The following is a 26,206-nucleotide window of genomic DNA, read 5'->3' on the forward strand; positions in this document are numbered from 1 at the left end:
CGGATGAGGTGGTTGACAGCACACGTCCGGCAAGGTGGGGGGCGGGTCTGGAGTGTCTGAGGCGACGGACGGCTGGGAGCGGGGGTTCAGGAAGTGGTGGCCGCGGCCGGGTGGCGGCTTCGTAGAGGTCGAACGGCGCCGACCAGTGCCGCCAGACCGCCCGGCTGGACGATCACGGCCACGATGACGACCGCGCCGTACACGAACTGTGCCGCTGTCGACGCGTCCAGTCCCTGCCCGCCGGCTCCGGTGACGAACGGCAGGGAATCGGCGTAGCGGGAGAACAGCAGGGGCAGCGTCACGACGAAGACCGCACCGGCGATCGCGCCACCCACGGATCCGAGGCCGCCCAGGATGACCATCACCAGATAGTTGATCGACAGGTGGAGGCTGAAGTAGTCGGGGACGGTGCGCTGGAAGGCCAGTGCCGTGAGCACACCGGCAGCGCCGGCATACATCGACGACAGGACGAAGACGGCTGCCTTGGTGCGTCGTATGTCGACGCCCATGGCGCTCGCCCCGATCTCGCTGTCCCTCATGAGCCTCAGCGCCCTGCCGGGCCGGCCGCGCAGGACGTTGCGGCCGAGCAGCGCCGCCCCGACGGTGACGACGAGGAACAGATACCACTGGCTCTCCGCGGCACCGAACGGAACGCCCAGGACGGTGACGTCCGCCTGGTCGGAGAAGGAGAACCCGCCGACCGACAGCGGCACGACGGTCCGGCCCTCGAAGCCGCCGGTCACCGGCTTCATGTTCTGGAGCAGATGGTGGCCGAGGAACACCAGGCCCAGGGAGGCGATGCCCAGGTAGATGCCGCGCAGACGGCTGGAGACCGGGCTGAACAGCAGGCCGCAGACGCCCGCCAGCAGGACGGCCAGGACTGCGGCGAGAAGCGGCGGGAGGCCGAGGCCGGACACCCCGTCGCCGCTTTCTCCGGCCAGGAAGGCATAGCCGTATGTGCCAACGGCCACGAAGAAGGCGTGTCCCAGGGACAACTGTCCCGCCGCGCCGAGCAGGATGGTGAGGCCGATCGCGCCGACCGCGGCCGCCATCGCGAACAGGCCCATGTTCAGCCAGAACGCGGAGACATACAGGGGCAGTGCCAGGAGGACCACCAGGGCGGCGGTCAGCGCGCAGAGGGCTGGCACACGCCGTGCCATGAGGAGCCGGGGCGTCTCAGGCACGGCTGACCTCCTTCGCGCCGAACAGGCCCGAGGGCCGCCACAGCAGAATGCAGATCATGATCACGTAGGCCACGACGTCCCCAAGCCCTCGCCCGAGGAAGGAGAGGGCTTCCTGGTACTCGGCGACGGTCACCTCGGCGATGCCGATGACCAGGCCGCCGACGATCGCCCCGCCGAGCGAGTCGAGGCCGCCGATGATCGCGGCGGGGAACGCCTTGATGGCCGCGGTCCCGGTACTCACGGCCACGCCAGGGCTGGGGAACGACGCGAGACCGATGCCGGCCGCGACGGCGAGGACACCGGCCGTGATCCAGGCACCTGCCGAGACCCGCTTCAGCCGGACACCGGTGAGCGCCGCGCCCTCGCGGTCCTCGATCGACGCGCGCATGGCCAGGCCCCAGCCGGTGTGGCGGAGGACCGCGGCGAGACCGGCGATCAGCAGCGGCACGGTGACGATGGTGATGATCACGGACAGGGGCAGTACCACCGAACCGAAGTGGACCACGTGTCCGTCCCAGGGAGCGCCGAGTGGCAGCACGCTCTCCCCGATGCGCCAGCTCAGTTCCGCGGTGAGCACCACGTTGACCCCGATGGTGAGGATCGCCAGCGCATCATGCTTGCGGCCGTCGACCCGGGACAACAGCAGTCGCTCCACCGCCAGCCCCAGCGTCCCGGCCGCGACCAGGCCGAGCGCCACGGCGGCCGCGAAGCCGATGTGCGGGCTGGTCTGCGCCACCACCCACACACCGAAGAGCAGAAACGAGGCGTGCGCGAAGTTCACCGTGCGGGTCGCCTTGAAGACGATGACGAAGCCCAGCGCGATCAGGGCGTACAGCAGCCCCAAGGACACACCGCTCAGCAGGATTTCGACTCCGCGGGTCATCACGACAACCTCTCCGCCACCTGGTCGTTTCCGGATTCCATGGGCGCTCCCAGATAGGCGCTGATCACTTCCGGATGCTGCCTTACGTGTTCCGGCGTGCCGTCCGTGACGACCTTGCCGAAGTCGAGGACGGTGATGCGGTCGGCGATCGACATGACCACTCCCATGTCGTGCTCGACGAACACCACGGTCAGACCGAGCGCGTCACGTGCCGCGGAGACCAGCCGGGCGAGTTCCGCGCTCTCCGCGGTGTTCATCCCGGCGACCGGTTCGTCGAGGATGAGCAACCGCGGCTCCAGGCACAGCGCCCGCGCGAATTCCAGGCGCTTGAGATCCCCGTAGGCGAGGCCTGCCGCCGGGCGGTCCAGAACACTGGACAAGCCGGCGAACTCCGCGATGTCGCGCACCCGCGCTTCGTGGCCACGCTGTTCACCGCGGCCCAGTCCCAGTGCGGTCGCGGCGATGCCGGACCGGGTCAGCCGATGCCGTCCGACCATGAGGTTGTCGAGCGTGGACTCGACCGGTGACACGACGATGTTCTGGAAGGTTCGGGCGACTCCCCGCCGTGCCACCCGGTCCGGACGCAGGCCCGTCACCTCCTGACCGTCCACCATGATGCGGCCCGAGACGACACGGTAGATCCCCGACAGGGCATTGAGCAGCGTTGTCTTCCCGGCACCATTGGGACCGATGACGGCGTGGATCGCTCCGGGCCGTACGGTGAATGACACGCCGTCAAGCGCGCGCAGACCGCTGAACACCACGCTCACGTCCTCGACGCGCAGTTCCGGTGCCGTTTGCGTGTGAGTCGTCGTCATCCGGACCACCTGCTCAGCGTCGGCGTTTTTCCGGGACCGGGCCGCGGTGCGGATCCGCCGGGGCCGCCGGCGCCCTGGCCGGCGTGCGCGTCCGCGCCCAGGTAGAGGCGGCGCACGTCGTCGCTCTGCGCCAGTTCGTCCGTCGGTCCGCTCAGCACGACCCTGCCGAGGTCGAGCACACAGGCCGAGTCGGCGACCGAAAGCGCCATCGCCGCGTTCTGCTCCACCAGCAGGACGGGGACCCCTTCCCGACTGATCTCGCGGATGGTCTCGCCCACGAGACGCACCAGCCGCGGCGCGAGGCCGAGGGACGGCTCGTCGAGAAGCAGGAGTCTCGGTTGCGCCATCAACGCCCGGGCGATGGCGAGCATTTGCTGCTCGCCGCCGGACAGCGTCCCGCCATGGGCGCGTCGCCGCTCGGCGAGCAGCGGGAAGAGTTCGTACATCCGACGGCGTGTGCGCTCACGCACCGCCGACGACCGCACGGTGAGCGCACCGGCGTTCAGATTTTCCTCCACCGTCAGACCGGCGAAGATGTGCCGTCCTTCCGGTACCTGTACGAGCCCGTGCGCCACGGTGCGGGCGGTGCCCGCACCGGTGATCCGTTCGCCACGGAACCGGACGGAGCCTTCGGTGACCCCGCCGCCGTACAGGCCGAGCGTGCCGGAGACGGCGCGCATGAGCGTCGTCTTGCCGGCGCCGTTGCTGCCGAGGAGCGCGACGACGCCGCTGCCGCCGACGTCCAGGGACACCCCCCGCAGAACGGGCGCGCGAGCGCCGTACCGGACGACGAGTCCATCGATTTCGAGCACGTCGGCCTCCCTTGCCGCCCTGAAGCGACGCCATGCGTCACTCATCGATCGTTCGTTAAGGCCAGCGCGAACGTAGTGTGAGCCACGTCACTCGGTCAAGGTCCCTGTGCATGATCGCTTGAAGCGGCAGGAGGTGAAGGGCTACGAGGTCGCCGGTTCCGCCTGGGCAGGAAGGCCGGTACGGTGTTAAACGATCGTTCGATAAATCTCAGTCGGTCAGAAGACGAGGACCTTCGCATGCGTATCGGTATGACACTGGATTACAGCGGCGACTTCATCGAATCGGTCCGTGCCGTAAGGGATTTCGAGGCGGCAGGGATCGAGATCGCCTTCCTGCCGGAGGCCTACTCGTTCGACGCCGTCAGCCGATTGGGCTACCTCGCGGCTCGTACCGAACGCCTGGAGCTCGCCTCCGGGATCCTCCCGGTCTTCACCCGTACGCCGTCGCTCCTGGCGATGACCGCCGCCAGTCTGGACGATCTCTCCGGCGGCCGGTTCACGCTGGGCCTCGGAGCGTCGGGACCGCAGGTGATCGAGGGCTTCCACGGGGTGCCGTACGACGCGCCACTCAGCCGCACCCGCGAGGTGGTGGAGATCTGCCGTCAGGTGTGGCGGGGCGAACCGGTGGTGCACCCGGGCCCGAAGTACCCGCTTCCGCTTCCCGCCGAGCGGGGCACGGGGCTCGGCAAGCCCCTGAAACTCGTCAACAAGCCGGTCCGCTCCCGCATCCCCATCACCCTGGCGGCGATCGGACCGAAGAACGTCGAGCTGACGGCCGAACTCGCCGAGGGCTGGCTGCCCGTGTTCTTCCATCCCGGAAAGGCCGCCGAGGTGTGGGGAGCGGCACTGACCGCGGGGCTGGCCCGGCGCGATGCGGCCCTGGGCACGCTCGACATCACGGTGACGGCGCCTCTGGCCGTCGGCGACGACGTGGAACACCTGCTGGACCGCGCTCGGCCACAACTGGCCCTCTACATCGGGGGGATGGGCGCGAGGAACAAGAACTTCTACGCCCGGCTAGCCGGTCGGTACGGCTACGAACGGGAGGCGGCGCGCATCCAGGACCTGTACTTGTCAGGAAGGAAGCAGGAGGCGGAAGCCGCCGTTCCCGAGGGACTGTTGAGGGCCATATCCCTGGTGGGGACGAAGGAGCAGATCGCCGGACAGCTCGATGCCTTCGCTGCCGCCGGAGTGACGACCCTGTGCGTGAAGCCGCTGGCCGACACGCACAGGGAACGCCTCCACGCCGTCGAGCGACTGCGCGACATGCTGGGCTGACGTCAGGCGCGCGGCACGATGCGGGCGGGGCGCCCTCAGCCGGGACGGTCTGGTGATTCAGCCTCCGGGGTTTCCTCGGCGTCGAGCCGGCGCGCGATGCCCGCGCGCAGCGTCCTTCTTGTCGAGCTCTGTGGCACCCTTTCGTGTGCCGTTCAGAAATGCGTCGCTGCAGGTCGTAGGCGGTATGGCGGAATCAGGGGGCGTGTTGGGATCCTGTCCAGGTGATCGTTTCACTGGTTTATCGGGTCACGCGGAAGCTTCTGTCGGTCCCAGCGGTGCTGCTGCGTCGGCGGATGGCCAGAGATGCTGAGTTGCTCGTGCTCCGGCACGAGAACGGGGTGCTACGCAGGCAACTTGCGAGTCCGGTGCGCTATCAGTGGGCGGACCGGTTGTGGTTCGCGGCATTGTCCTCGCTGATACCGCGGCGCCGCTGGGCGCAGGTGTTCCCTGTGACACCAGGGACGTTGGTCGGCTGGCATCGGCGTCTCGTTGCACGCAGGTGGGACTACAGCGAGTGCCGGATCAAGCCGGGCCGGCCGGCGACAGCGAAAGCCGTGAAGGAGTTGGTGCTGCGGCTGGCACGGGAGAATCCGCGCTGGGGCTGCCGCAGGATCCAGGGAGAGCTCGACCGGCTGGGCCACAGGATCGGCGCGTCCACGGCATGGAAGATCTTGACGGCAGCCGGTGTCGACCCAGTTCCCCGCCGCGCCGGGCCGACATGGCGCGAGTTCCTGACATCCCAGGCCGAGGCCATCATCGCTTGCGACTTCCTGTACGTCGACCTGGTGGATCTTCGCGGCGTCTACGTGCTGATCTTCCTTGAGCACGGCACGCGCCGCCTCCACATCGCTGGAGTGACCGCGCATCCGACCGCGCAGTGGACGGCCCAGCAGGCCCGCAACCTCGCCCTCGAAATGGGCGAGCGTTTCGAGTCGCTGCGCTTTGTGATCCGTGACCGGGACGGCAAATACGCCGAGCCCTTCGACGCGGTCTTCGCGGCCGAGGACATCGAAACCGTGAAGACCGCCCCGCAGTCCCCGCGGATGAACGCGCACTGTGAGAGAGCCATCGGGACGCTACGGCGTGAACTCCTCGATCACGTGCTGCTCTGGAACGAGGCCCAGGCTCGACACGTTGTCGAAACCTACGCCCAGCACTACAACGGGCATCGCCCACACCAGGCCCGAGGGCAACTGCCTCCCCTCGCCGACGACCAGACCGCGCCGTTGACTGACCTGGACAGCAAGCGATGGCTACTCCGTACGCGTGTCCTTGGCGGCCTGATCAACGAGTACAGATACGCGGCCTGACAAGCCGCGACGGGTTTCTGAACGGCACACGGCCGGAGCGTGCCATGTGCGTCGCCTCCAACCGCGGCCATCGCCGCGTGTACGAGCGCATCGCCGCCCACGACCCGAGCGGTGCGGCCGAGGCGATGTTCACCCACATCACCGAGGCCTGGCTCGTCCGCCGCAGCGCACCAGGCGACCCGGTGCGCCTGGACCGTCAGCAGGCGCCGTCGGCGGCGGTACCGCGTTACGGGATGGCCCTCGGGCTGGTGAGCGTTGCCCGACCCCGCGCTCAGTCGCCGTATGAGCGCTGACGTCGTCGCGTGACCCGGGCGGGCTCGGCCTTCCGCCGAGCCCGCCACGCCGGCTCCCTACCGGAGCCGGACTCGTGTCACGCCGTCAGCGCCGCAGTGTCAGCAGACCCGGACGGTAGGGCAGGAGGCCGTAGTCGCCACCGGAGTTGGGGCTGCGCCCCTGGTAGAGCAACTGCACATTGCAGGGATCGACGGTCATGGTCTGATCGGGGCTGGTGCGGATCAGTTCGCCATGGCTGATGTCGTTGGTCCAGGTGGCGCCACTGTTGACCTTGCCGGCGAAGGGATTGCTCTCGGTCGTGGCCTGGGGTGTCCATGAGCCGTTCAGACTGGTGGCCGTGAACGAGCGGAAGTAGCGGCCCTGCGAGCCGATCGCCTCGACGATCATGAGGTAGCGGTTCTGGCCCTTGAGCTTGTAGACCTGCGGGGCTTCGAACAGGTTGTTCCTCGTGTCGCTCATGACCACTGTCGAGGTCGTGCCGAAGCTGCCCGGGAAGTTCCCGATCGGCATACTGGCCCGGTAGATCTTGCCGTTGTCACCGGCGAAGAACAGGTACATGTTCGTCCCGTCACCGATGAGCGTCTGGTCGATGGGTCCTGTTCCGGAGTCGGGGATGCTTCCGGAGAAGAGCACCTGCTGGGATGACCAGCCATTCGGGTTGGTGGGGTCGCTCGACGTCCGGTAGGAGAAGGCGGTCCCGCCCCACTGGTAGGCGAGCACCCAGATGTTCTTCGGCGCGAAGTAGAAGAGCGTGGGCGCGACGGTGGAAGCTGACATCGTGTTCTGGCTGGCCGAGGCCATCTCCGACCAATTGGTGAACAGGCCGAAGTTCATCGAACCCCAACTCGTCCCCGTGTCGTGCGTCGTCGCATAGACGAGTTGCCTGCCGTTGTAGGGGACGACGGTGAAGTCCTTGAGCGAGACCCATCCCGGCTTGGGCTGCGCCAGCGCGCCCGTTGATGTCCAGCGGTATGTCGACGGAAGATCGCACGGGCCGGGGCTGTCGTCGCCGACCTTGACGAGCTGCCACTGCTGGTTGGTGCCGCCCCAGTCGTCGTACTGGACGGTGTTCGCGTTGTCGGCGGTGGAGGCGCCTTGTATTTCGAGGGCCTTGTTGCTGTGGCGCGAGATGAACCTCACGTAGCCATCCGAGCTGTCGGCCAGCCGCCACTGCTGGTTGGTGCCGTTCAGGTCGGCCCACTGGACGATCGAGCCGCCGTTCGCGGTGGACCAGTTGTAGACGTCCAGCACCTTGCCCGAGTGGCGGGACTTGATGCGGTAGTAGCCGTCCCCGGAATCGACGAACTGCCACTGCTGCTGGTTCTGATCGTTCCTGGTCCACTGGGTGATGCGGGCGCCGTCGTTGGTCGCCATGTTGTAGACGTCCAGGGCCTTGCCGCTGTTGCGGTTGACCAGCACATACGAGGCGTTGGGGTCTACGGTCGCCGCGCCGGCGGGCTGGGCACCGAGGAAGGTAGCCACGAGCAGCAAGGGCGCAAGGATGGCGAGTAAGCGTCTTGGACGGACCGGGGACGGGTGGCGAAACCACATCAGAGGGCACTCCTTTGGGGGCAGGGGTCAGGTGACCCCGATGAACCGCGGGGCGGACGTGCCGGGGGGGGCGGGGACAATCCCGCAACGTTTCGAAGAATTCCCGGAAGCTTTGACGCCACAAGCTAGGAATGTGGGGCCCTCTGGTCAAGGCCTGTCGCCGATCTGTCCACAAACTGCGCCTCCCCTTCGGGCTTGACAGGCCGTCACACCGATCGGAAACACTCCGCAGGTTGCGATACAGCTCGCCAGTCCAGGGCGTCCGCGCGGAGGCGAGAAGCCGAGCAAGCGGCGTCCCCACACTCGTCCCGGCCCCGGCCCTACGGCATCCGCCGACGGCGGCGCCGAGGGTTCGCCGCCCGGCTCGCCGGGATTCCGGAAAGTTTCGGGCGAGGAACGGAAACTTTTTCTGTGGGGAGTATTGACGACTCTCGTCAACACCTCAATCATCCCTGCCTGAGAACCCGGCCATAGTTCGAGATATCGAACCACGTCGGCCCTGGACGATCTGTGCTGCACGGCAGATCCACGCACAGCTGCACGACAGATCCGCGCACCAGAGCACCTGCGCCACCCAGTCTCGTTCCGGTGAGGTTCGCACCAGCGCATCCTGGCTCTTCGCGCAGTTGGAGAGGTACGCGACGCCGCGTGGCGGTCCCCCGGCTGAGCCGCGATGGAGTACCCCCATGCCTGTGTCGCAACACCGCCGCCACCCGCCGTACGTCACCCGACGGCCGACCGGGTGCCGTCCGTGCCGGTTGAGATCGTCCCGGTCCCATGACCGCGGTGTCCGGTGATTCCGTGCTGCCCGGGTCCGGCCCGCCCCGTCCGTCTGCCGAGTGGGAGCGGACGACGCACACCCCTGCGCTTCAGTCCTTCCGTGATTTCTACCTTGGAGGCACAGTCATGGGCTCGTATGCCCTTCCCAGACCCGATATCCGCCGGAAGATCCGCGGCCTGCTGTTGGCGCTGGTCGTCGGCGCCCTCGGGGCGGTCGCCGCACTGGTCGCGCCGCCGACCGCACACGCCGCCGAGAACACGCTCGGCGCCGCGGCGGCGCAGAGCGGCCGCTACTTCGGCACCGCCATCGCCTCGGGCAGACTGGGCGACTCGGCGTACACGACGATCGCGGGCCGTGAGTTCAACTCGGTGACGGCCGAGAACGAGATGAAGATCGACGCCACCGAACCGCAGCGGGGCCAGTTCAACTTCGCCGCCGGTGACCGCGTCTACAACTGGGCCGTACAGAACGGCAAGCAGGTGCGCGGCCACACCCTGGCCTGGCACTCCCAGCAGCCCGGCTGGATGCAGAGCCTCAGCGGCAGCAACCTGCGCCAGGCGATGATCGGCCACATCAACGGCGTGATGGCCCACTACAAGGGCAAGATCGCCCAGTGGGACGTGGTGAACGAGGCCTTCGCCGACGGCAGTTCGGGAGCCCGGCGCGACTCCAACCTGCAACGCACCGGCAACGACTGGATCGAGGTCGCCTTCCGCACCGCGCGCGCCGCCGACCCGGCCGCCAAGCTCTGCTACAACGACTACAACGTCGAGAACTGGACCTGGGCCAAAACCCAGGCCATGTACGCCATGGTCCGAGACTTCAAGCAGCGCGGCGTGCCGATCGACTGCGTCGGCTTCCAGTCGCACTTCAACAGCGGCAGCCCCTACAACAGCAACTTCCGCACCACCCTTCAGAACTTCGCCGCCCTCGGCGTCGACGTGGCCATCACCGAACTCGACATCCAGGGCGCCCCGGCCACGACCTACGCCAACGTGACCAACGACTGCCTGGCCGTCCCGCGCTGCCTCGGCATCACCGTCTGGGGTGTGCGCGACACCGACTCCTGGCGACCGGGGGACACACCGCTGCTGTTCAACGGCAACGGAAGCAAGAAGCCCGCCTACACCGCCGTCCTCAACGCACTCAACGGCGGTACCACCACGCCCCCTTCGGAATCCGGACCGATCAAAGGCGTCGGTTCGGGCCGCTGCCTGGACGTGCCCGGCACCAGTACCACCGACGGCACCCAGGTCAACCTGTGGGACTGCCACAACGCCACCAACCAGCAGTGGACGTACACCGCCGCCGGCGAGCTCAGGGTCTACGGCAACAAGTGCCTGGACGCCGCTGGCACCGGCAACGGCACCAAAGTCCAGATCTACAGCTGCTGGGGCGGCGACAACCAGAAATGGCGCCTCAACTCCGACGGATCCATCGTCGGCGTCCAGTCCGGCCTGTGCCTCGACGCCGTCGCAAGCGGCACCGCCAACGGCACCCTGATCCAGCTCTACTCCTGCTCGAACGGCAGCAACCAACGCTGGACCCGCACCTGATGGGGCCTGCCACAGACGAAAGGGTGAGTCGATGAAGACCTACGGTGCGGCTTCCTCCGCCCCTCCACGCAGACATCGCTGGTGGTCCCGGGTCGCCGCCGTGGTGGCGGCGACCCTCGCGATCGGCATGCTCGCCGCGGTGAATCCGGCGCCCGCCGAGGCGGCGACGGTGGACACCAGTGCCTGGTATGTCCTGGTCAATCGCAACAGCGGAAAGGCGCTGGACGTCTCTGGCACGTCCACCGCCGACGGCGCGCGGGTCAGCCAGTGGACGCGCAACGACGGAGCCAACCAGCAGTGGCAGTTCGTGGACTCCGGCGACGGCTTCTACCGCCTCAAGGCCCGGCATTCGGACAAGGTGCTCGACGTGGCCGGCGCCTCGACCGCAGACGGTGCCGCGATCCAGCAGTGGGCCGACCACAACGGGGCCAACCAGCAGTTCCGCCTGGCCGACTCCGACGCGGGCCACGTCCGGCTGATCAACCGCACCAGCAGCAAGGCGGTGGAGGTGCAGGGCGCCTCCACCGCCGACGGCGGCAACGTCGTCCAGTACTCCGACTGGGGCGGCGCCAACCAGCAATGGCAGATGATCAAGCTGTCGTCCGGCGGCGGCGGCGGATGCGGCAGCGCCCCGACTCTGACGAGCGGTACGCACACGATTCAGAGCGGCGGCAAGAGCCGCAGCTTCATCCTCAGGGTTCCCGCCAATTACGACAACAGCCACCGCTACCGGCTGATCTTCGCGTTCCACTGGCGGGGCGGAACCGCCGGCGACGTCGCCTCGGGCGGCACGAGCGGGAACGCCTGGTCCTACTACGGCCAACAGGAACAATCGAACAACAGCGCGATCCTCGTCGCCCCCCAGGGCCTCGGCAACGGCTGGGCCAATTCGGGCGGTGAGGACATCACGTTCGTCGACGACATGATCCGGCGAATCGAGGGCGGCCTCTGTGTCAACCCGGCACAGCGTTTCGCCACGGGATTCAGCTGGGGCGGCGGTATGAGCTACGCACTCGCATGCAGCCGCGCGAACGTCTTCAGGGCCGTCGCGGTTATGTCCGGCGCTCAGATCAGCGGATGCAGCGGCGGCAACCAGCCCATCGCCTACTTCGGAATCCACGGCGTCAGCGACTCCGTCCTCAACATCGCGCAAGGACGGTCCCTGCGCGACAGATTCGTCAGCAACAACGGCTGCACCCCCCAGGGCCCGCGCGAGCCGGCGCCGGGCAGCCGAACGCACATCACCACCACCTACTCGGGCTGCCGTGCCGGATACCCGGTCCAATGGGCCGCGTTCGACGGAGGCCACACACCCGGTCCGGTCGACGGCTCCCCCGGCGAAAGCGGCGTCGCCACCTGGACCAAAGCAGAGATCTGGAGGTTCTTCGCACAGTTCCAGTGACACGCCCGCACCACGGAGTGGAGCCAGGATGATCCTGGCTCCACTCGGCGCATCGTCTGGGGCACGTAGGTCCAGGCCGCGGTGGGCTCGTCCGGCGTTGTCGTGCTCGGCGTACTGGTCGAGGACCGTACGCAGGTGTCGTTCGCCGGTGATGAGGAGGCGGTCGGTGCATTCGGCGCGGGCTGTGCGTATCCATCGTTCCGCGTAGGCGTTGGACCGTGGGCTTTGTGGCGGAGTCGGGATGACGGCCGTGCCGTTGCCGGCGAAGACGGCGTCGAAAGGGGCGGTGAACGGACACGCGGGTATGGCTCGAGGCGCTCGGTCACCTGAGAAGTGCTTCTTTCCTCGCAACCAACAGGATGCTCGACAAGCCCTATCGTTGCAGGTCAGAAGCACTTCTCGCGTCGGTGATCAAACCTCGGGCAGCCCACCCGATGAAAGCACGAGGTTAGCGCTGGAGGGTAAGGACGCCCGGCCGCCAGGGCAGTTGGTCGTAGGGGCCGCCTGCGGAGGGGGATTTGCCCTGGTAGAGGAACTGAAGGTTGCAGGGGTCGATGGTCATGGTCTGGTCGGGGTTGTTGCGGACCAGGTCACCGTGGCTGATGTCGTTGGTCCAAGTGGCACCGCTGTTGGCCTTGCCCGCGAAGGGGTTGCTTTCGCTGCTGGCCTGCGGGGTCCACGAACCGCTCAGGCTGGAGGCCGTGAACGAGCGGAAGTAGCGCCCATGCGCACCGATCGCCTCAACGATCATGAGGTACTGGTTCTGGTCCTGAAGCTTGTAGACCTGCACCCCCTCGAACAGGTTGTTCGTCGAGTCGCTCATGACCGTCGTGTACGACGAGCCGAAGCTGCCCGGGAAGTTCCCGATCGGCATGCTCGCTCGGTAGATCTTGCCGTTGTCACCGGCGAAGAACAGGTACATGTTCTGGCCGTCACCGATCAGGGTCTGGTCGATCGGGCCGGTGCCGGAGCCGGAGACGCTACCGGTGAACAGCGGCTTCGGAGAGGACCAGCCGTTGGGATTGGTGGGGTCGCTCGACGTGCGGTAGATGAAGGGCCACGCACCCCACTGGTACGCCAGCACCCAGATTTTCTTAGGTGCGAAGTAGAACAGCGTGGGCGCCACCGCGGCCTGGCCCATCCCGGTCTGGCCGGCCGATGCCATGTCCGACCAGTTCGTGAAGGGACTGAACCTCATCGAGCCGTAAGACGATCCCGACACGTTTGACGCGTAGACCAGGTGCTTGCCGTTGTACACCACGTTGGTGAAGTCCTTCAGCGAGACCCACCCGTTCGACGGCTGCGCCAACACACCCGTCGACGTCCACCGGTACGTCGACGGAAGAGAACACGCGCTGGTGGCCGCCTGGGCCGGGCTGGCGACTAGCGTCGCCGCCAACGAGACCAGGGCTGCAACCGATGCGCCGAACAGCACAGGCAGACGTTTGCGGCTGAACCTTCCTCTGCGCATGAGGACCTCTTGATTCTTGAGTAAGTGATTCCGGTTGGCCCCGTCAGAGGCTGTCCGGACGGGTTCGTCCCGCATCGCGGAGTGGTCCTGGATCAGTAGCCGTAGATCATCTTGTAGGCGGCCTCGGGGAGGAACTGTCCGGCCGAGGAGCCGGCTCCGACGCCGCAGTTGCCGTCGGATTCGCCTGGGGCCTTGATCCACAAGAGCATCTCGGCACCTCCGCCCAGCTGGGTGGGGGTGCCGATGCGGCGGCCTGAGGGGTTGCACCACTGGCCGTTGGAGCCGTTGCCGTTGCGGCTGGTGTCCACGACGAACGGCTTGGTGTAGCCGTAGCGGGCGTTGAGTTCACTGTTGACGGCGTTGCCGTAGGCGGTGTTCTCGTTCGTGGTGAAGTAGTTGGAGACGTTGAGGGAGAAGCCATGGGCTTTTCGGAGGCCGGCTTCGTGGAGGCGCCGGGCCATGGTTGCCGGGCCCGCCCAGCCCGGGTTGCCGGCGTCGAGATAGACCCAGGTGTTGGGGGCCTGGCGGCTGAACTGTGCGAGGGCGCCGGTGAGCATGGCCTCGCGTTCGTCGATCTGAGCCTGGGTCATGCAACCGTAGTCCCCGAGTGAGTCCGGTTCGAGGATGACGACGGCCGGGCGGTTGGCGATCCCGCCCGCGAACTGGGCGATCCAGTTCGCGTAGGCGGACGGCGAAGCGGCCCCGCCCGCGGAGTGCCCGCCGCAGTAGTCGCGGTTGTAGATGTTGTAGGCGACGAGGATGGGCAGTTTGTCTCCAGAGTCCGCGGCGCCCGCGTAGGCGCCGGTAGCGGTGCCGATGGTGCCGCTCCAGGAGCCGAACCAGCGGGCCATCGGGGTATTGGCGATGGAGACGTTGATCGCGGGCGCCCGGCCGTCGCCGGGGTTGGCGGCGACCCACCGTTTCGCGCTGGAGTCGGGGTCCACATAGAACCCGTTGGTCATGGTGGTCGGGTCGGCCGCGTGGGCGGACGGTGCGATGGCCAGCGCCAGCGGCAGAGCGAAGAGCGCTGTCACCAGAGCGCGGAATCTGTGGCGCATGACTGTACCTCGGGTTCCTGACAGGGATGTGTCGCACGCTCTCGGTCACGAGCGAGCGACGCGCTGAGGAAGTGCGGTGGTACAACGCCCCCTTGTGCCGGCGACACTCCGGCAAAGGACGACAGGGCCGAAGGTCGGCAGCGAGCATTGGGGCGCTCCCATTGGGAGCGCTCCCAAAAGCATTGAGAGCACTTGCGGTGCGGCCCGTATCGTGTTGCGGGCTGGTCAAGCTGTCAAGAGCCGACGTGCAACTCGCCCTTCACAGAGCGAGAACAAGGCCCTACAGTCCCACAATTGGAAGCGCTCCCAACCTTCCGGTCTCTGGGGACTCCGTACCCGTCCTCCGTCGCCCACTGGGCGGGGGGCAGCGGCATGGGCCGGGGTGAGACGCTTCCGTCCGATCGAGAGGGAAGGGCTCATGACTCATGACGGAAGACGCGCCGCGTCGGCCGCCGACGCTCGACGAGGTGACCGAACTCGCCGGCGTCTCCCGCTCCGTGGCCTCCCGCGCGATCAACAACGCGCCGCACGTCAGCCGCGCCAAACGCGAGGCGGTCGAGCGGGCCGTCCGGCAACTCGGTTACGTACCCAATCCGACCGCCCGTGCTCTGGCCACCCGCCAGACAGGAGCGGCCGCCCTGGTCGTCTCGGGAGAGGATCCGTCGATCTTCGCGGATCCGTTCTTCGCCCAGGTGATCGTGGGAGCGTCGGCTGCTCTGGAGGAGGCCGACCTGCATCTGATGCTGTGCCTGGCCGCTTCCGACCGGAGCCGCAAGCGGGTGGGGGAGCTCCTTCGGTCCAAGGGCGCCGACGGCATGATGCTGATGGCGCTGCGTGAGGACGATCCGCTGGCCCGTATGGCCGAGGAGACGGAGATGCCCGTGGTGTTCGGCGGACGCCCGGTCGGTACGGCTCCCCGGTGGTACGTGGACGTCGACAACGTCGGTGGAGCCCGCGAGGCAACCGAGTACCTGGTCTCGCGCGGCCGGACTCGTGTAGCCGCGATCTGCGGGCGTCTGGACACCGAGGTCGGACGCGCCCGGTACCGCGGCTACCGGGACGCCATGCTGGCGGCTGGTCTTGGTCCGTTCCCTCCGCAGGAGGGGGACTTCACCGAGCCCAGCGGAGCCGCCGCCATGGCCGCACTGCTGGCGAACCACCCCGACGTAGACGGGGTGTTCGCCGCCAACGACAACATGGGCGTGGGAGCGCTGCGCGCGTTGCGCGAGGCAGGCCGACTGGTCCCCGCCGACGTCGCAGTGGTCGGCTTCGATGACCTGGCCGTCGCCCAGATCGCCGATCCGACCCTCACCACCGTCCATCAGCCCATAGCGGCTTTCGGCCGGGAGATGGCGCGTATGCTCGTCGCACTCATCGGCGGACAGGACCCCACCCCGCTGATCCTGCCCACCCGCTTGGTCACTCGCGCTAGCGCCTGACGGCCCTGTCCTGACGAGAAGGTCCGTGAGGGGTGGGCCGGCGTTCCGCCTCGGCCTGCGGTCCGGGCCGACAGGTACGTGGTGCACTGCTCAACGAGTACCACACCACGCCACCCCGGATCCGGGCCCGAAGGAGAACCACGAGCAGTGCCAGCACCACGCAAATACCCGGACGAGCTCCGTGAGCGGGCCGTCCGTGAGGTCCGCACCACCGGCCGTCCGATCGCGCATGTCGCTAAGGATCCGGGCATCCACAAAGAGGCCCTGCGCGGCTGGGTCCGCCAGGCCGAGCCGGACGCCGGGGGATGCGGCGACCGGCTGACCACCGCGGAGCGCGAGGAGTTGAAGCAACGTCGTGGGGTCGTTGACCTCGGAGTTGGGGAACGGCTCGAACAGGTACTGCGTGGTGGCGTGCAACTCGACGCCGTGAAGACCCGCCCGGGGCGCCGTCCGGCTGGCAGGCGAAGGCTATGTCGCTCCTGAAGGACTTCCCGTACCTTTTGGAACATGGGAGGTCCTGTTAGCGTGGCACGGCGTGAGCAGGGGATGTGGAGTCCGCCTATGTCATTGACCGACAAGGCAATCGCCCGCATCAGGGAGCTGATCCAGTCCGGCGAACTGCCGCCGGGAGCCAAGCTGCCGCCGGAGCAGCAGCTGGCCACGGAGCTGGGTCTGTCCAGGAACCTGATGCGTGAGGCGGTCAGAGCGCTTGTTGTCGCGCGGGTTCTGGATGTCAGGCGGGGCGACGGGACCTATGTGACGAGTCTGGAGCCCGCGCTGCTGCTCGAGGGGCTGGGTGCGGCGGTGGAATTGCTCCACGATGACACCTTGCTGGAACTGACCGAAGTGCGCAGGCTCTTCGAGCCCGTTGCCACGGGCCTTGCCGCCATCCGGATCTCCGACCACGACCTCGTCGAGGTCAGGCGCCACCTTGACGCGATGAGGGCCGCCCGCGACGATGTCGAACTGCTCAACGAGCACGATGCCGCCTTCCACCGGGCGGTGATCGCAGCCGCCGGGAACAGCACGCTGGCTACCTTGCTGGAGGGCATCTCCAGCCGCACCGTGCGCGGCCGGGTCTGGCGCGGCATGGTCGACGACCACGCCGGTGACCAGACCATCGCCGAGCACGAGGCGATCTACGCCGCCCTGGTGCGCAGGGACTCCGCACTGGCCGAGGCCGCGGCGCTGATGCATGTGAGCACGACGGAGCGGTGGCTGCGTCAGCACTTGGACCACGGCGAGGCCGTCGGCCGGCCGGGCCCGGCCGGCCGACGCGACGTCGTGGCGTAGAAGCGCCGTACGAGAATGTCCGGGCCGCCGCCCCCACCGGACTGCCACGATCTCAGAGTGAGGACGTGCCGGGGACGTGACTTGTCGGATGCGCAGCACCTGGCTGTCGATGATGCTGCGCATCCGGCCGGACGGATTCAGGAGGTCCGGTGTGTCGCTGTCGCCCGGGTCCTGGCCGGGGGTGCCTTGTAGGAGCTGCCGCATGGTGATGGTGGTGCCGCTGATGCTCTGCACGGGCGCGTACCGGTCGGTGAAGGAGTTCTGGCTCTCCACTTCGGTGCGGTTCTGCCGGGGCAGCGACGCGAGGTGGTTCAGGGCGGGGTTGACGATAGTCAGCCCGGTCTGCGTCACCTTGACATCGTTGCGTGAGATGGTGATCGAGGCGCGGGGTGCGAGGGTGCCGTTCACATAGAGCTGCCGTGAATCCTTGCCCTGCGGCACCTGTGCGACGTAGATGTTCGACGCCGCGTTCCGGAATCGCCGGCCGGTCACCTGCCGACCGCCGGACACGCCGCCACCCGGGCGACTCCCTCCGAGCCGCGCGTCATCGAGGCCGCCGCCGAGATGTGCCGCGAGGGTCACCTGACAGGCCGGCGCGCGCTGTTCGACCGCGGCGACGAGGACTTCCACATCAGCATCGCCACCGCCGCGCACAACCCGTTACTCGTCGCGGCGGTGCGTGAAGCACGCCGGCTCCAGCGCCAGTCCAGCACGATCGGACTGCACGGCACAGTCGGCGGCCATGCCGCGGAGGCGGTGGAGGAGCACGCCGCCATGTGCCGGGCCATCCGGGAGGGCGACCCGCAGGCGGCGGCCGAGGCCGCCACGGTTCACCTGGACAACACGCTCGATGACTACCGCCGCGAGATCCGGCGCGGAGTATTCGGCTGATCGGCGGAACCGATGCCGCCCCGGCGGCGCGCGGTCAGGCGCGCCCGCCGCTACCACGACGAGGCAGTCGCACGGCGGGGGCCTGACAGTGCGTCAGCCATCATCCGCCTGGCCGCCCCGGCACGGGAGTGGTGGCGCCGGCCGTGAACCGCCACCAGTCCGCGTTGACAAGGTAGCCGCTGCCGCCCGCGAACCGCAGATACAGGTCCTGCGTGCCCGTGGCGCCGCCGACCGGGCAGGATACCGTCGTCCAGGTCTGCCAGCCGCCGGTGTTCGGCACGTCGCACCGGCCCACGACCGTTCCGTTGGGGCCGCCCAGGCGCAGTTCGATGGCGCTGCGGCCGGTCGCTGAGGCCACGCGTGCGGTGAAGGAGGACGGGCCCGCGCCGAAGGCGACCCCCTTGACCTTGATGTAGTCGCCGTTCTCGGTGTATCCGACGTTCATGCCTCCCTCGCTGGACGGCTCCGTCTCGATCCCGGATTCCCAGGCGATCGTTTCGGCCTCCTGACGGATGTATGGGTCGAGCGTGCCGACCTGGGGCGCCCCCGTACTGGTCATGTTGATCGTCGGGATGGTGCCGTCGGGCTTGTAGGAGAACTTCTCCACGCCGACCGAGCGGGTGTATCCGCTCCCGCCCGGAAGTGCGCCGTTGTGATAGAAGAAATATGAACTGCCTTTGAAGTCGACGATGCCCGGGTGATTGGTGAAGCTGGAGCCCTGCGTGGGCATGATCGTTCCGCGGTAGGTCCACGGTCCGGTCGGGGTGGGGGCGGTGGAGTAGGCGATGAACTCCGAGCAGCACTTGGCGGCGTACACGATGTAGTACAGGCCGCCTCGTTTGTAGACCCAGGGCCCTTCCTCGAACAGTGTGGGCCGGTTGGGATCACCGCTGCGGGTGCCGAAGCCCGCCGTGGTGAGCGGGATCTTGGCCGGACTGCCGGAGTAGGAAATCATGTCGGCATTCAGCCTGACGTACCAGAGGTTCGGGTTGCCCCAGTACAGATATGCCTGTCCGTCGTCGTCGATGAAGACGGTCGGGTCGATCTCGCCGTTTCCCACCAGCGGGTGGCCCAGGGCATCGCGGAACGGTCCGGTGGGGCTGTCCGACACCGCCACGCCGATGGCCATGCGGCCGGTCGCGCGCTCCGTCGTCGGCACGTACCAGTAGAACTTTCCGTTGCGGTGGACGACCTGGCCCGCCCACGCGTTGGCGGATGCCCAGCTGAAGGAGGCCACACTGAGCGGAGAGCCGTGGTCGGTCCAGTTGACCATGTCGGCGGAGGACCACACCCGCCACTCTTTCATGGTGTAGTTGGTCGATTTGTCCTCGTCGTGTCCGGTGTAGAGGTAGACGCGGCCGTCATGGACCAAAGGCGCGGGGTCGGCGGTGTAGACGTGCTGCACGATCGGGTTGTCCGCCTTGGCCTCCGTGGGATACACCGCGGCGGGCACGAGGGCGAAGGCCAGCAGGAGACTCGCCGCCCAGGCGACCGCTCGCGTCAGTCTCGTGTCAGTGGTTCGGAGCCGTGTCGGAGTCATGAGCGCCTCTTGTCGGGGGTCGGGTGGACAGAAGCCGATGGTCACGGCGGCGGGTATCGTCACGGCCCGGAAGGGGTGGGTTGACGGCCGGGTGGTGGGCGGCTCGGGGCCGGTCGGTGTGCGGCGCTCCTCACCCGCGGGTCCACCGCTGGTTGCCCTGACCGTTGCAGGTCCAAAGGATCAGCGGGGTTCCGTTGGCGGTGCCGGCGTGGTCGACGTCCAGGCACAGACCGGCGTGGACGTTGCGGATCGAACCGTTCGCGTCGAGTGTCCACTTCTGGTTGTCCTGTCCGTTGCAGGGCCAGGTGATGATGTGTGTGCCGTTGGCGGTGCCCTGGTCGTAGGCGTCCAGGCACTTGTCGCCGAAGACGCGGATCTCGCCGCCGGCCCAGGTGGTCCACAGCTGGCCGGCGGCCGTGTGGCAGTCCCGGATCAGCGCCCTCGCCCCGGCCGCGGTCGAGGCGTTCTCCACGTCCAGGCAGCGGCCGGACCCGTCACCGCGCAGCCGGGATGTGGTGGCGGCCACCGGAGTGCCGCCGGTCATCCGGAACGCGGCGACGCCGTGTGCGGGCACACTCGCCGAGACCTGTCCGGTCGTGCTCGATGTGCCGCCGGTCCACAGGTCGGTGAGGGCGAACGGCCCGCCGGACAGACCGACCTGTGCCGCCGTGGCGGTGACAGTCGCCGTGCTGTTCCCCCGGTTGAAAAGGCCTACGGCGACCGAGCCGTCGGACAGGAGCTTGGCGAACACCTCGGTGTCTCCGTCGTCGCGCACCCTGCGCCCGCCCGCGCCCAGGGGGTCCTGGTTCACCGCCAGCAGGCGCGGGTTGCGCAGGACCGCGCTCACATCGGCCGACATGGTGCGGATGTCGTTGCCCGCCATGAGCGGCGCGGCCATCAGCGCCCACAGGGTGAAGTGGGAGCGGGACTCGGTCAGCGACAGCCCGGGGCGGCCGACGACGAGCATATCGGGGTCGTTCCAGTGGCCCGGACCCGACTGTGCGGCCAGCGGCGCGGTGACGTCCACGACGTTGCCCACACCCATCGGATAGCTGTTGGTCTTGCCGTTCTGCCAGATGTCGAGCAGGTCCTCGGTCGTGCGCCACAGGTCGGCGACTTCACCCCAGTTGTATGTGTCCCCGGTGATGGCGTGGTAGCTGTTCGGGTTGATGCTGTAGACGATCGGGCGGCCGGTCGCGCGCAGTGCGTCGCGCATGAGCGTGAACCGCGCGACCTGCTCGTCCCGGGTGCCGGCGGAGGAGCACCAGTCGTACTTGAGGTAGTCCACACCCCACGAGGCGAACGTGCGAGCGTCCTGGGTCTCATGACCCTTGCTGCCGGTGGACCCCGGGTAACTGCCCCCGCCCTGCGCGCACGTGCGCTCGTTGGGCACCTGGTAGATGCCGAACTTCAAGCCCTTCCCGTGGATGTAGTCCCCGAGCGTCTTCATCCCGCTCGGGAATTTTGTCGGGTGGGCCCGCAAGTTACCCGCGGTGTCGCGTTGCGGGTCGAACCAGCAGTCGTCGACCACCACGTACCGGTAACCGGCGTCGCGCATGCCCGAGGAGACCATCGCGTCGGCGGCCTGACGGACCTGTGTCTCGGTGACCCCGCACCCGAAGCTGTTCCAGCTGTTCCAGCCCAGGGGCGGGGTGAGCGCCGGACTGCCCGGGGCCGCCTGGGCGGTCGAGTGGGCCGAGGCCGTGGTGAAGACGGTGCCGATCAGCGCGGCAGCCGTGAGGAAGCGGAGTAATCGTCTGCGTGGTTCCGGCACGAGATGGTTCCTTCCTGAAGGACGTGGCGAGGCGATTGCCCGCGGTGCGGCGGCCGACGGATGCCCGGGCAGACTGCTGACCCGGCATGACAGCCGCCGCACCCGGTGGTGCGTGGTGACGTCCGGCCCGGATGGTCACAGAAGAGGGCAGCGGTCGTCGGGAACGGGAAGCGCCCCGGTTCAGCGGTAGCCGGCCGCGGTGATGTTGGCCTGCACGGCCTCCGGGTACTCAAGAGACACGATCCCCGGTCCGCCGGGCACGGCGGTGTCCGCCGCGGCGCGGGCCGCACTGCCTGTGGGACGGTTCAGACGCCGGTGATGGTCCATGCGTTGTTGGTGCTGGAGTTCGGAGTCCACATCACCGTGGTCGAGCCGGCCGTGGTGCTGCCACTGCCGTCAAGGGCGGTACCGGTGCCCCGATTGATGATCTGGTAGCGGTTGCCGCCGAGGCCGTTGAGCGACCACTGCTGGTTGTTGCCGCCGTTCCAGACCTCCTGACGGGCGGGAGCGCCGTTGGCGGAGTTGCCCCCACTGTCGGCGGCCATGCCGTTGGTGCGGTTCATGATGCGGCAGTAGCCGTTGCCGAGGTCGATCAGTTGCCATTGCAGGTTGGTGCTCCCGTCGTAGTTCCACTGCTTGAGATTGGAGCCGGAGGCGACGTTGCCCCCGCTGTCGAGCACCAGTCCGCTGGTCACGTTGGCGATCTTCACCCAGGTGGTGGAGCCGCCCGGCGCGCCCAGGACGGGGATCTCACCGGAGAAGGTGAGCTTGACCGTGTACGCCAGGGCGCTGAACGGCGGGTTGGACGAGGGCATGGTGAGGTGCAGGCCGGACGCGTCCTGGGTCGGTGCGGGCAGGTCGATGTAGGTGCCGGCGGTGTTGTTGAGCAGTTTGGCGCCCGTCAGGCTGCTGAGGTTGATCTGGTTCGAGTTCAGCGTCGTGATGGTCATGGTGCCGCCCTGCCAGCCCAGCGCGGTGGCGTACAGGACCTTGTTGTCCCGGCTGCGGGTGAACCGGATGTCCTGCGGTTTGCCGGCCACCGGTCCGCTGAACGAGCCTCCGCCCATCTTGGTGGGGCCCTCGCCGTAACTGGCCCAGGAGCGGGTGCCGTAGACCGCTTCTCCGAAGCGGCCGAGCCAGTCGCCCATCGCGAGCAGGATGGACTGCTGCCCGGAGGGGATGGTGCCGTCGGCCATCGGGGCGATGTTCAGCAGCATGCTGCCGCCCTTGCTGACCCGGTCGATCAGCGAGTGGAGCAGTGCCTGCGTCGAGTAGTAGCCGATGCCGACTGTGTAGCACCAGCTGGAGGAGGAGATGCTGTCGTCGGTCAGCCAGTAGGGGGTGAGCAGCCCTGCCGGGCCGCCGCGCTCGAAGTCGAAGACCTCACCCTTGTTGTTGAGGCCGTCCTTGTAGGTGGCGACCACGTCCTTGTTCCACGCGACGGCCTGGTTGTAGTAGTGCGCGAGGAACTGGAGCCGGTAGGACTCCTGCACCCGGTCCAGGGCGAAGTCCTGCCAGACCAGGTCCGGCTGGTAGCCGTCGATGACCTCGACCAGCTTGTCGTACCAGAGCTTGTTCTCCGCCGCCGGGCCCAGCTGGCCGTAGAGGACGCGGAGGGTGGGGTCCGACTGGGACGGAACGTGCTCGTAGTAGCCGTTGAAGTTGTAGGCGTGGTGCAGCGAGGCCATGAACTTCAGCCCCTGCCCGCGGATGGCCTGCGCGTGCAGCCCCACCAGGTCGAGTCGGGGGCCATGCTGTAGCGAATTCCACGGATTGGCGCGGCTGTTCCACATGGAGAAGCCGTCGTGATGCTCGGCGACCGGTCCGGCGAACCTGGCGCCCGCGGCCTTGAACAGCTTCGCCCAGGCCTCCGGATCGAACTTGCCGCCCTGGGAGACGAGTCTGGGGGCGAACTGCACGTGGTTGCCGGCCTTGTCGCGGGCGCCGTCAATGAAGTTGTGGTACGGCCATGTCGACGGGTCGCCGTAGGTGGAGATGTGATGCCGGTTCTCGGCCGAGCCGCCGATGTACATGTTGCGCGGATACCACTCGTTCCCGAACGCCGGGACGCTGAAGACGCCCCAGTGGTAATAGATGCCGAACTTGCCATCCTGGAACCAGGCCGGGGCCGGGGGGTGCTGGTCGACGGAGGACCAGCTCGGGGTGTAGCTTCCGGGGCCGTCGGTCGCGGCAGCCTCGGGGGCGAACCGCAGCAGGCCGAAGGCCGTGGCCGCGCCGGCCGCCGCCAGCAGTCGGCGCCGGCTGAGCGGCAGGGAAGAGGAGGACATGTGGGGGCCTCTCGGGGGAATTGACGGAGGTGGTGTGGGAGTCGGTGATCGTCAGCCGGTCACCTGGATCAGTCGCGCGTCCACTTCTGGTTGCTGCTGCCGTTGCAGGTCCACAGTTGGAGCAAGGTGCCGTTGGCCGTTCCCGCGCCGGTGGCGTCCAGGCACAGGCCGGACTGGACACCGGTGATCGTGCCGTCGGCGTGGAGCGTCCACTTCTGGTTGGTGCCGCCGTTGCAGTCCCAGATGTCCACCTTGGTGCCGGGGCTGGTGCCCTGGCCCGCGGCGTCCAGGCAGCGGTTGCCGTAGACCCGCAGCTCACCGGCGGAGGTGTCCGTCCACTGCTGGTTGCTGCCGCCGTTGCAGTCCCACAGCGCCACCTGGGTGCCGGCCGTCTGCGACTGGTTCGGCACGTCCACGCAGCGGCCGGAGGCGGCCCCGACGATCGCGCCGGTCGTGCCGCCGTCGTTCCCGCCGCTGCCGGGGGTGAGGGACAGGTTGTCGAACTGCGCCGTCTCGCCCTGGCTGGTCCCGTAGCCGATCTGCCCGGCGGCCCAGGTGCGGTCGTTCACGGTACTCACCGTGGTGCCGTCGATGACGGCGGTGATCGCGGTGCCGGAGAAAGTGAGCGCCAGGGTGTGCCACCGGTTGGTGCCCAGCGCGCCGGTCGTGCCGCGGGCCAAGGTGGCGACGCTGCCGTTGGTGTTCGAGTTCAGGATCGACCAGGCCCCGGTGTCGCTCACCCGCAGACGGTAGGCGTTCTGCCCGCCGGTACGGTCGTAGTCGTGCCCGCCCGCACGGCCGATCAACTCGGCATATCCGGGCTGTTCCAGCATCACGTCGGACGAGACGGCGTAGTTGCCCCAGCTCACGTCACCGAGCAGGGCGTGCGGATCGGTCAGCGCGTCCCAGGTGATCGGCTTCTGCGGGCTCATCTGGCGCACGCACTTGCCACTGCGGCCGCCGCCGCAGCCCACCGCCTCGAAAGCGCCCTGCCAGTCCATGAGGTACTTCGCCTCGGTGCCGGTGGCGTAGCCGTCGAAGGAGTCGCTGTACGGCAGCTTCAGTGTGCCGCGGCCGGGACCGGCGGCGGTGCCCTTGCCCTGTCCGGTCGTGGTGGTCAGGGTGTACATGTGGCCGGGCTGTACCGTCAGGCTGAAACCACCGCCGGACGGGGTGATGTCCGTGGCGTGCACGAAGTGGTCGGCCGGGTTGCCGGACCTGACGTCGGTGGACCAGACGTGGACGGTTCCGGCGGACAGCCCCCCGGTGACGTTGAAGTTCAGCGTCTGCGCACTGCCGGCGTCCATCGTCTCGATGACCGTGGAGTAGTCGGAGTTGTTGGTGGACTTGAGCGAGACGTAGCTTCCGTTGTTGCGGTTGCCGCCGATGTAGCCGCTGGAGGCGTCGAGGTACCGCCACCCCGGGGCGGTGAACTGGCTGGTGTGTGCCATCACCCAGGTGCTCTTGCCGATCGAGTAGGAGCCGGACCACGGCTGCGAGGCCAGGGCGAGACCCATGGTGGGGTAGGGAAGGTTGGGTGTGAGCGCGGCGACCACCGGCCAGTTGAGGTACGCCGTCATCCGTCCGTCGATGTATCCGCGGTTGATGCCGCGGGCCATGGCCTGTGCTCCCGCGTTGTAGTCGTCCGAGCCGTTCTCGCTCGCCCACAACGGTTTGCCGGACGACATGGCGGCCGACGGCACCGAGCAGTTGGACTGGGACGACCGGTAGCCGCAGGGATAGTGCGTGCCGATGGCGCTCACCGAGGAGGCGAATGCCGGGTTGGAGTTGATGTCGCCCGCCACGGACCAGTCCGAGTCGGCAGCGACGATCTTGACGCTGCCGTAGCCGTTGCTGTTGAGCGCGCCGCGCAGCTGCTGGTACCAGGAGACGTTGTAGCCTCGCTCGTTCCACCCGCCGAGGTAGTCGATGCTCAGCCCGTGCTGCTTGGCGCAGCCCAGCCACGAGACCAGGTAGTTGACCATGTCGGTGGACCAGAAGTTCCCGCCGCCGATCCAGCCGGGCGCGCCCCAGGCGAGCCCGTACAGCTTGATGTCCGGGTTGCGGGCTTTGGCCTGCTCCATCAGCCACCATTCGTAGCCCCGGTCGCAGTTCAGGTCGGAGCGGGTGTGCTGGTGACTGGGCTCGGCCCCCGAGGTGGAGTTGGTGTCACCGCCGATCTCCGCTTTGAGCATCTGAAGGGAGGCGCCGTAGCCGGGCCGGAACAGGTAGTCGAGGATCTGGCCGCGCTGGGGCTCGGGATAGTCGATCAGGAGTCTGCTGTTGCCGCCCCCGCCGCTGATCGCGCCGACGCCGTCGAAGGTCCGGCCGCCGGACGCGCCGTTGATCGTGATGGAGGTGGCGGCCTGGGCCGGCGCGGCGGCCGTGCCCACGATGCCGCCGGCGGTCAGGAGGAGGCCCGCGAGCAGGGCCGTCGAGGCGCGCAGGCGCCGGAACAACCGGCTTAATGCTGACACGTGGGTTCCTTTCGCAGGTCGGAGGTGTCCCGTGGCCGCCGGGGTGGTCCGGCCTTGGGGCGTGATGGCTGTGCTGCTCGTGGTGGCCGTGGCTGCACGGTTGCCG

The 26,206-nt window shown here is 68.1% G+C and carries 20 protein-coding genes and 2 pseudogenes; 10 read left to right on the top strand and 12 right to left on the bottom strand.

Going from position 1 to position 26,206, the window contains the following annotated elements:
- Nucleotides 1–86: 86 nt before the first annotated feature.
- From ACZ6CL_RS29980 to ACZ6CL_RS29995, 4 genes are read right to left on the bottom strand one after another with little or no spacing between them, the layout of a single operon-like run.
- Nucleotides 87–1,184 (bottom strand): branched-chain amino acid ABC transporter permease, encoded by a 1,098-nt coding sequence (locus ACZ6CL_RS29980; protein ID WP_468941156.1) that lies wholly within the window; start codon nucleotides 1,182–1,184, stop codon nucleotides 87–89.
- The gene (locus tag ACZ6CL_RS29985) at nucleotides 1,177–2,067 is read right to left on the bottom strand and encodes a branched-chain amino acid ABC transporter permease (RefSeq protein ID WP_468941159.1); all 891 of its coding nucleotides are present in this window, start codon (nucleotides 2,065–2,067) and stop codon (nucleotides 1,177–1,179) included. The genes ACZ6CL_RS29980 and ACZ6CL_RS29985 overlap by 8 nt, the downstream gene beginning before the upstream one ends.
- The gene (locus tag ACZ6CL_RS29990) at nucleotides 2,067–2,885 is read right to left on the bottom strand and encodes an ABC transporter ATP-binding protein (protein ID WP_468941314.1); all 819 of its coding nucleotides are present in this window, start codon (nucleotides 2,883–2,885) and stop codon (nucleotides 2,067–2,069) included. Before ACZ6CL_RS29990 ends, ACZ6CL_RS29985 begins: the two co-directional genes overlap by 1 nt.
- Nucleotides 2,882–3,742 (bottom strand): ABC transporter ATP-binding protein, encoded by an 861-nt coding sequence (locus tag ACZ6CL_RS29995; protein WP_468941162.1) that lies wholly within the window; start codon nucleotides 3,740–3,742, stop codon nucleotides 2,882–2,884. Before ACZ6CL_RS29995 ends, ACZ6CL_RS29990 begins: the two co-directional genes overlap by 4 nt.
- A 192-nt stretch (nucleotides 3,743–3,934) precedes the next feature.
- On the opposite strand from ACZ6CL_RS29995, the gene ACZ6CL_RS30000 reads away from it, so the two are divergent.
- The 3 genes from ACZ6CL_RS30000 (at nucleotide 3,935) to ACZ6CL_RS30010 (ending at nucleotide 6,578) form a co-directional block, all read left to right on the top strand.
- On the top strand, nucleotides 3,935–4,975 hold the full coding sequence (locus tag ACZ6CL_RS30000) for an LLM class F420-dependent oxidoreductase (protein WP_468941164.1): 1,041 nt from the start codon (nucleotides 3,935–3,937) through the stop codon (nucleotides 4,973–4,975).
- A gap of 221 nt (nucleotides 4,976–5,196) precedes the next feature.
- Complete coding sequence (locus ACZ6CL_RS30005; protein ID WP_468941166.1) at nucleotides 5,197–6,285, top strand: integrase core domain-containing protein; 1,089 nt, start codon at nucleotides 5,197–5,199, stop codon at nucleotides 6,283–6,285.
- Nucleotides 6,286–6,329: 44 nt separating this feature from the next.
- Entirely contained in the window at nucleotides 6,330–6,578 is a 249-nt protein-coding gene (locus ACZ6CL_RS30010; RefSeq protein ID WP_468941169.1) for a hypothetical protein, read from the top strand.
- Nucleotides 6,579–6,663: 85 nt separating this feature from the next.
- Here the strand turns inward: ACZ6CL_RS30010 and ACZ6CL_RS30015 are convergent, their stop codons facing one another.
- Nucleotides 6,664–8,130 carry a non-reducing end alpha-L-arabinofuranosidase family hydrolase gene (locus ACZ6CL_RS30015; RefSeq protein ID WP_468941171.1) on the bottom strand — a complete coding sequence of 489 codons (1,467 nt, stop codon included), beginning with the start codon at nucleotides 8,128–8,130 and terminating at the stop codon, nucleotides 6,664–6,666.
- A 906-nt stretch (nucleotides 8,131–9,036) separates the two neighbouring features.
- Here ACZ6CL_RS30015 and ACZ6CL_RS30020 point away from each other — a divergent pair.
- Both ACZ6CL_RS30020 and ACZ6CL_RS30025 read left to right on the top strand, forming a co-directional pair.
- Nucleotides 9,037–10,467, top strand: a complete 1,431-nt coding sequence (locus ACZ6CL_RS30020; protein ID WP_468941174.1) for an endo-1,4-beta-xylanase — start codon at nucleotides 9,037–9,039, stop codon at nucleotides 10,465–10,467.
- A gap of 100 nt (nucleotides 10,468–10,567) precedes the next feature.
- Complete coding sequence (locus tag ACZ6CL_RS30025; protein WP_468941317.1) at nucleotides 10,568–11,869, top strand: RICIN domain-containing protein; 1,302 nt, start codon at nucleotides 10,568–10,570, stop codon at nucleotides 11,867–11,869.
- 117 nt (nucleotides 11,870–11,986) lie between these two features.
- Here ACZ6CL_RS30025 and ACZ6CL_RS30030 read toward each other — a convergent pair.
- The 3 genes and pseudogenes from ACZ6CL_RS30030 to ACZ6CL_RS30040 all read right to left on the bottom strand — a co-directional run.
- A pseudogene (locus ACZ6CL_RS30030) lies at nucleotides 11,987–12,265 on the bottom strand (integrase core domain-containing protein); the annotation flags it as partial.
- A 52-nt stretch (nucleotides 12,266–12,317) separates the two neighbouring features.
- Nucleotides 12,318–13,220: pseudogene (locus ACZ6CL_RS30035) on the bottom strand (non-reducing end alpha-L-arabinofuranosidase family hydrolase); the annotation flags it as partial.
- Between the two features lie 212 nt (nucleotides 13,221–13,432).
- On the bottom strand, nucleotides 13,433–14,398 hold the full coding sequence (locus tag ACZ6CL_RS30040) for a glycoside hydrolase family 6 protein (RefSeq protein ID WP_468941176.1): 966 nt from the start codon (nucleotides 14,396–14,398) through the stop codon (nucleotides 13,433–13,435).
- 425 nt (nucleotides 14,399–14,823) lie between these two features.
- Between ACZ6CL_RS30040 and ACZ6CL_RS30045 the strand changes: the two genes are divergently transcribed.
- The 5 genes from ACZ6CL_RS30045 to ACZ6CL_RS30065 all read left to right on the top strand — a co-directional run bounded on the left by ACZ6CL_RS30045 (nucleotide 14,824) and on the right by ACZ6CL_RS30065 (nucleotide 18,021).
- Nucleotides 14,824–15,837, top strand: coding sequence for a LacI family DNA-binding transcriptional regulator (locus ACZ6CL_RS30045; RefSeq protein WP_468941179.1), 1,014 nt, complete (start codon nucleotides 14,824–14,826; stop codon nucleotides 15,835–15,837).
- 147 nt (nucleotides 15,838–15,984) lie between these two features.
- On the top strand, nucleotides 15,985–16,320 hold the full coding sequence (locus ACZ6CL_RS30050) for a transposase (RefSeq protein WP_468941182.1): 336 nt from the start codon (nucleotides 15,985–15,987) through the stop codon (nucleotides 16,318–16,320).
- Nucleotides 16,321–16,398: 78 nt separating this feature from the next.
- Nucleotides 16,399–17,130 carry a FadR/GntR family transcriptional regulator gene (locus ACZ6CL_RS30055; RefSeq protein WP_468941184.1) on the top strand — a complete coding sequence of 244 codons (732 nt, stop codon included), beginning with the start codon at nucleotides 16,399–16,401 and terminating at the stop codon, nucleotides 17,128–17,130.
- 88 nt (nucleotides 17,131–17,218) lie between these two features.
- The gene (locus ACZ6CL_RS30060; protein ID WP_468941186.1) at nucleotides 17,219–17,542 is read left to right on the top strand and encodes a hypothetical protein; all 324 of its coding nucleotides are present in this window, start codon (nucleotides 17,219–17,221) and stop codon (nucleotides 17,540–17,542) included.
- 134 nt (nucleotides 17,543–17,676) lie between these two features.
- Nucleotides 17,677–18,021, top strand: a complete 345-nt coding sequence (locus ACZ6CL_RS30065) for an FCD domain-containing protein (protein WP_468941319.1) — start codon at nucleotides 17,677–17,679, stop codon at nucleotides 18,019–18,021.
- 100 nt (nucleotides 18,022–18,121) lie between these two features.
- Here ACZ6CL_RS30065 and ACZ6CL_RS30070 read toward each other — a convergent pair whose 3' ends face one another.
- The 4 genes from ACZ6CL_RS30070 to ACZ6CL_RS30085 all read right to left on the bottom strand — a co-directional run bounded on the left by ACZ6CL_RS30070 (nucleotide 18,122) and on the right by ACZ6CL_RS30085 (nucleotide 26,100).
- The gene (locus ACZ6CL_RS30070) at nucleotides 18,122–19,561 is read right to left on the bottom strand and encodes a glycoside hydrolase family 43 protein (RefSeq protein WP_468941190.1); all 1,440 of its coding nucleotides are present in this window, start codon (nucleotides 19,559–19,561) and stop codon (nucleotides 18,122–18,124) included.
- A 130-nt stretch (nucleotides 19,562–19,691) separates the two neighbouring features.
- Nucleotides 19,692–21,335 carry a glycoside hydrolase family 27 protein gene (locus ACZ6CL_RS30075; protein WP_468941192.1) on the bottom strand — a complete coding sequence of 548 codons (1,644 nt, stop codon included), beginning with the start codon at nucleotides 21,333–21,335 and terminating at the stop codon, nucleotides 19,692–19,694.
- Nucleotides 21,336–21,640: 305 nt separating this feature from the next.
- Entirely contained in the window at nucleotides 21,641–23,623 is a 1,983-nt protein-coding gene (locus ACZ6CL_RS30080) for an alpha-L-fucosidase (protein ID WP_468941195.1), read from the bottom strand.
- Nucleotides 23,624–23,691: 68 nt separating this feature from the next.
- Nucleotides 23,692–26,100 (bottom strand): ricin-type beta-trefoil lectin domain protein, encoded by a 2,409-nt coding sequence (locus ACZ6CL_RS30085; protein ID WP_468941197.1) that lies wholly within the window; start codon nucleotides 26,098–26,100, stop codon nucleotides 23,692–23,694.
- Between the last annotated feature and the right edge of the window lie 106 nt (nucleotides 26,101–26,206).

This window comes from Streptomyces sp. NPDC041200 (assembly GCF_055591805.1).

Excerpts from the sequence above, each read along its gene's own strand:
- ACZ6CL_RS29985 (WP_468941159.1), bottom strand. The coding sequence starts at position 2,067 with ATGACCCGCGGAGTCGAAATCCTGCTGAGCGGTGTGTCCTTGGGGCTG.
- ACZ6CL_RS29990 (WP_468941314.1), bottom strand. The coding sequence starts at position 2,885 with ATGACGACGACTCACACGCAAACGGCACCGGAACTGCGCGTCGAGGAC.
- ACZ6CL_RS29995 (WP_468941162.1), bottom strand. The coding sequence starts at position 3,742 with ATGAGTGACGCATGGCGTCGCTTCAGGGCGGCAAGGGAGGCCGACGTG.
- ACZ6CL_RS30000 (WP_468941164.1), top strand. The coding sequence starts at position 3,935 with ATGCGTATCGGTATGACACTGGATTACAGCGGCGACTTCATCGAATCG.
- ACZ6CL_RS30010 (WP_468941169.1), top strand. The coding sequence starts at position 6,330 with ATGTGCGTCGCCTCCAACCGCGGCCATCGCCGCGTGTACGAGCGCATC.
- ACZ6CL_RS30015 (WP_468941171.1), bottom strand. The coding sequence starts at position 8,130 with ATGTGGTTTCGCCACCCGTCCCCGGTCCGTCCAAGACGCTTACTCGCC.
- ACZ6CL_RS30020 (WP_468941174.1), top strand. The coding sequence starts at position 9,037 with ATGGGCTCGTATGCCCTTCCCAGACCCGATATCCGCCGGAAGATCCGC.
- ACZ6CL_RS30040 (WP_468941176.1), bottom strand. The coding sequence starts at position 14,398 with ATGCGCCACAGATTCCGCGCTCTGGTGACAGCGCTCTTCGCTCTGCCG.
- ACZ6CL_RS30045 (WP_468941179.1), top strand. The coding sequence starts at position 14,824 with ATGACGGAAGACGCGCCGCGTCGGCCGCCGACGCTCGACGAGGTGACC.
- ACZ6CL_RS30055 (WP_468941184.1), top strand. The coding sequence starts at position 16,399 with ATGTCATTGACCGACAAGGCAATCGCCCGCATCAGGGAGCTGATCCAG.
- ACZ6CL_RS30060 (WP_468941186.1), top strand. The coding sequence starts at position 17,219 with ATGCGCAGCACCTGGCTGTCGATGATGCTGCGCATCCGGCCGGACGGA.
- ACZ6CL_RS30070 (WP_468941190.1), bottom strand. The coding sequence starts at position 19,561 with ATGACTCCGACACGGCTCCGAACCACTGACACGAGACTGACGCGAGCG.
- ACZ6CL_RS30080 (WP_468941195.1), bottom strand. The coding sequence starts at position 23,623 with ATGTCCTCCTCTTCCCTGCCGCTCAGCCGGCGCCGACTGCTGGCGGCG.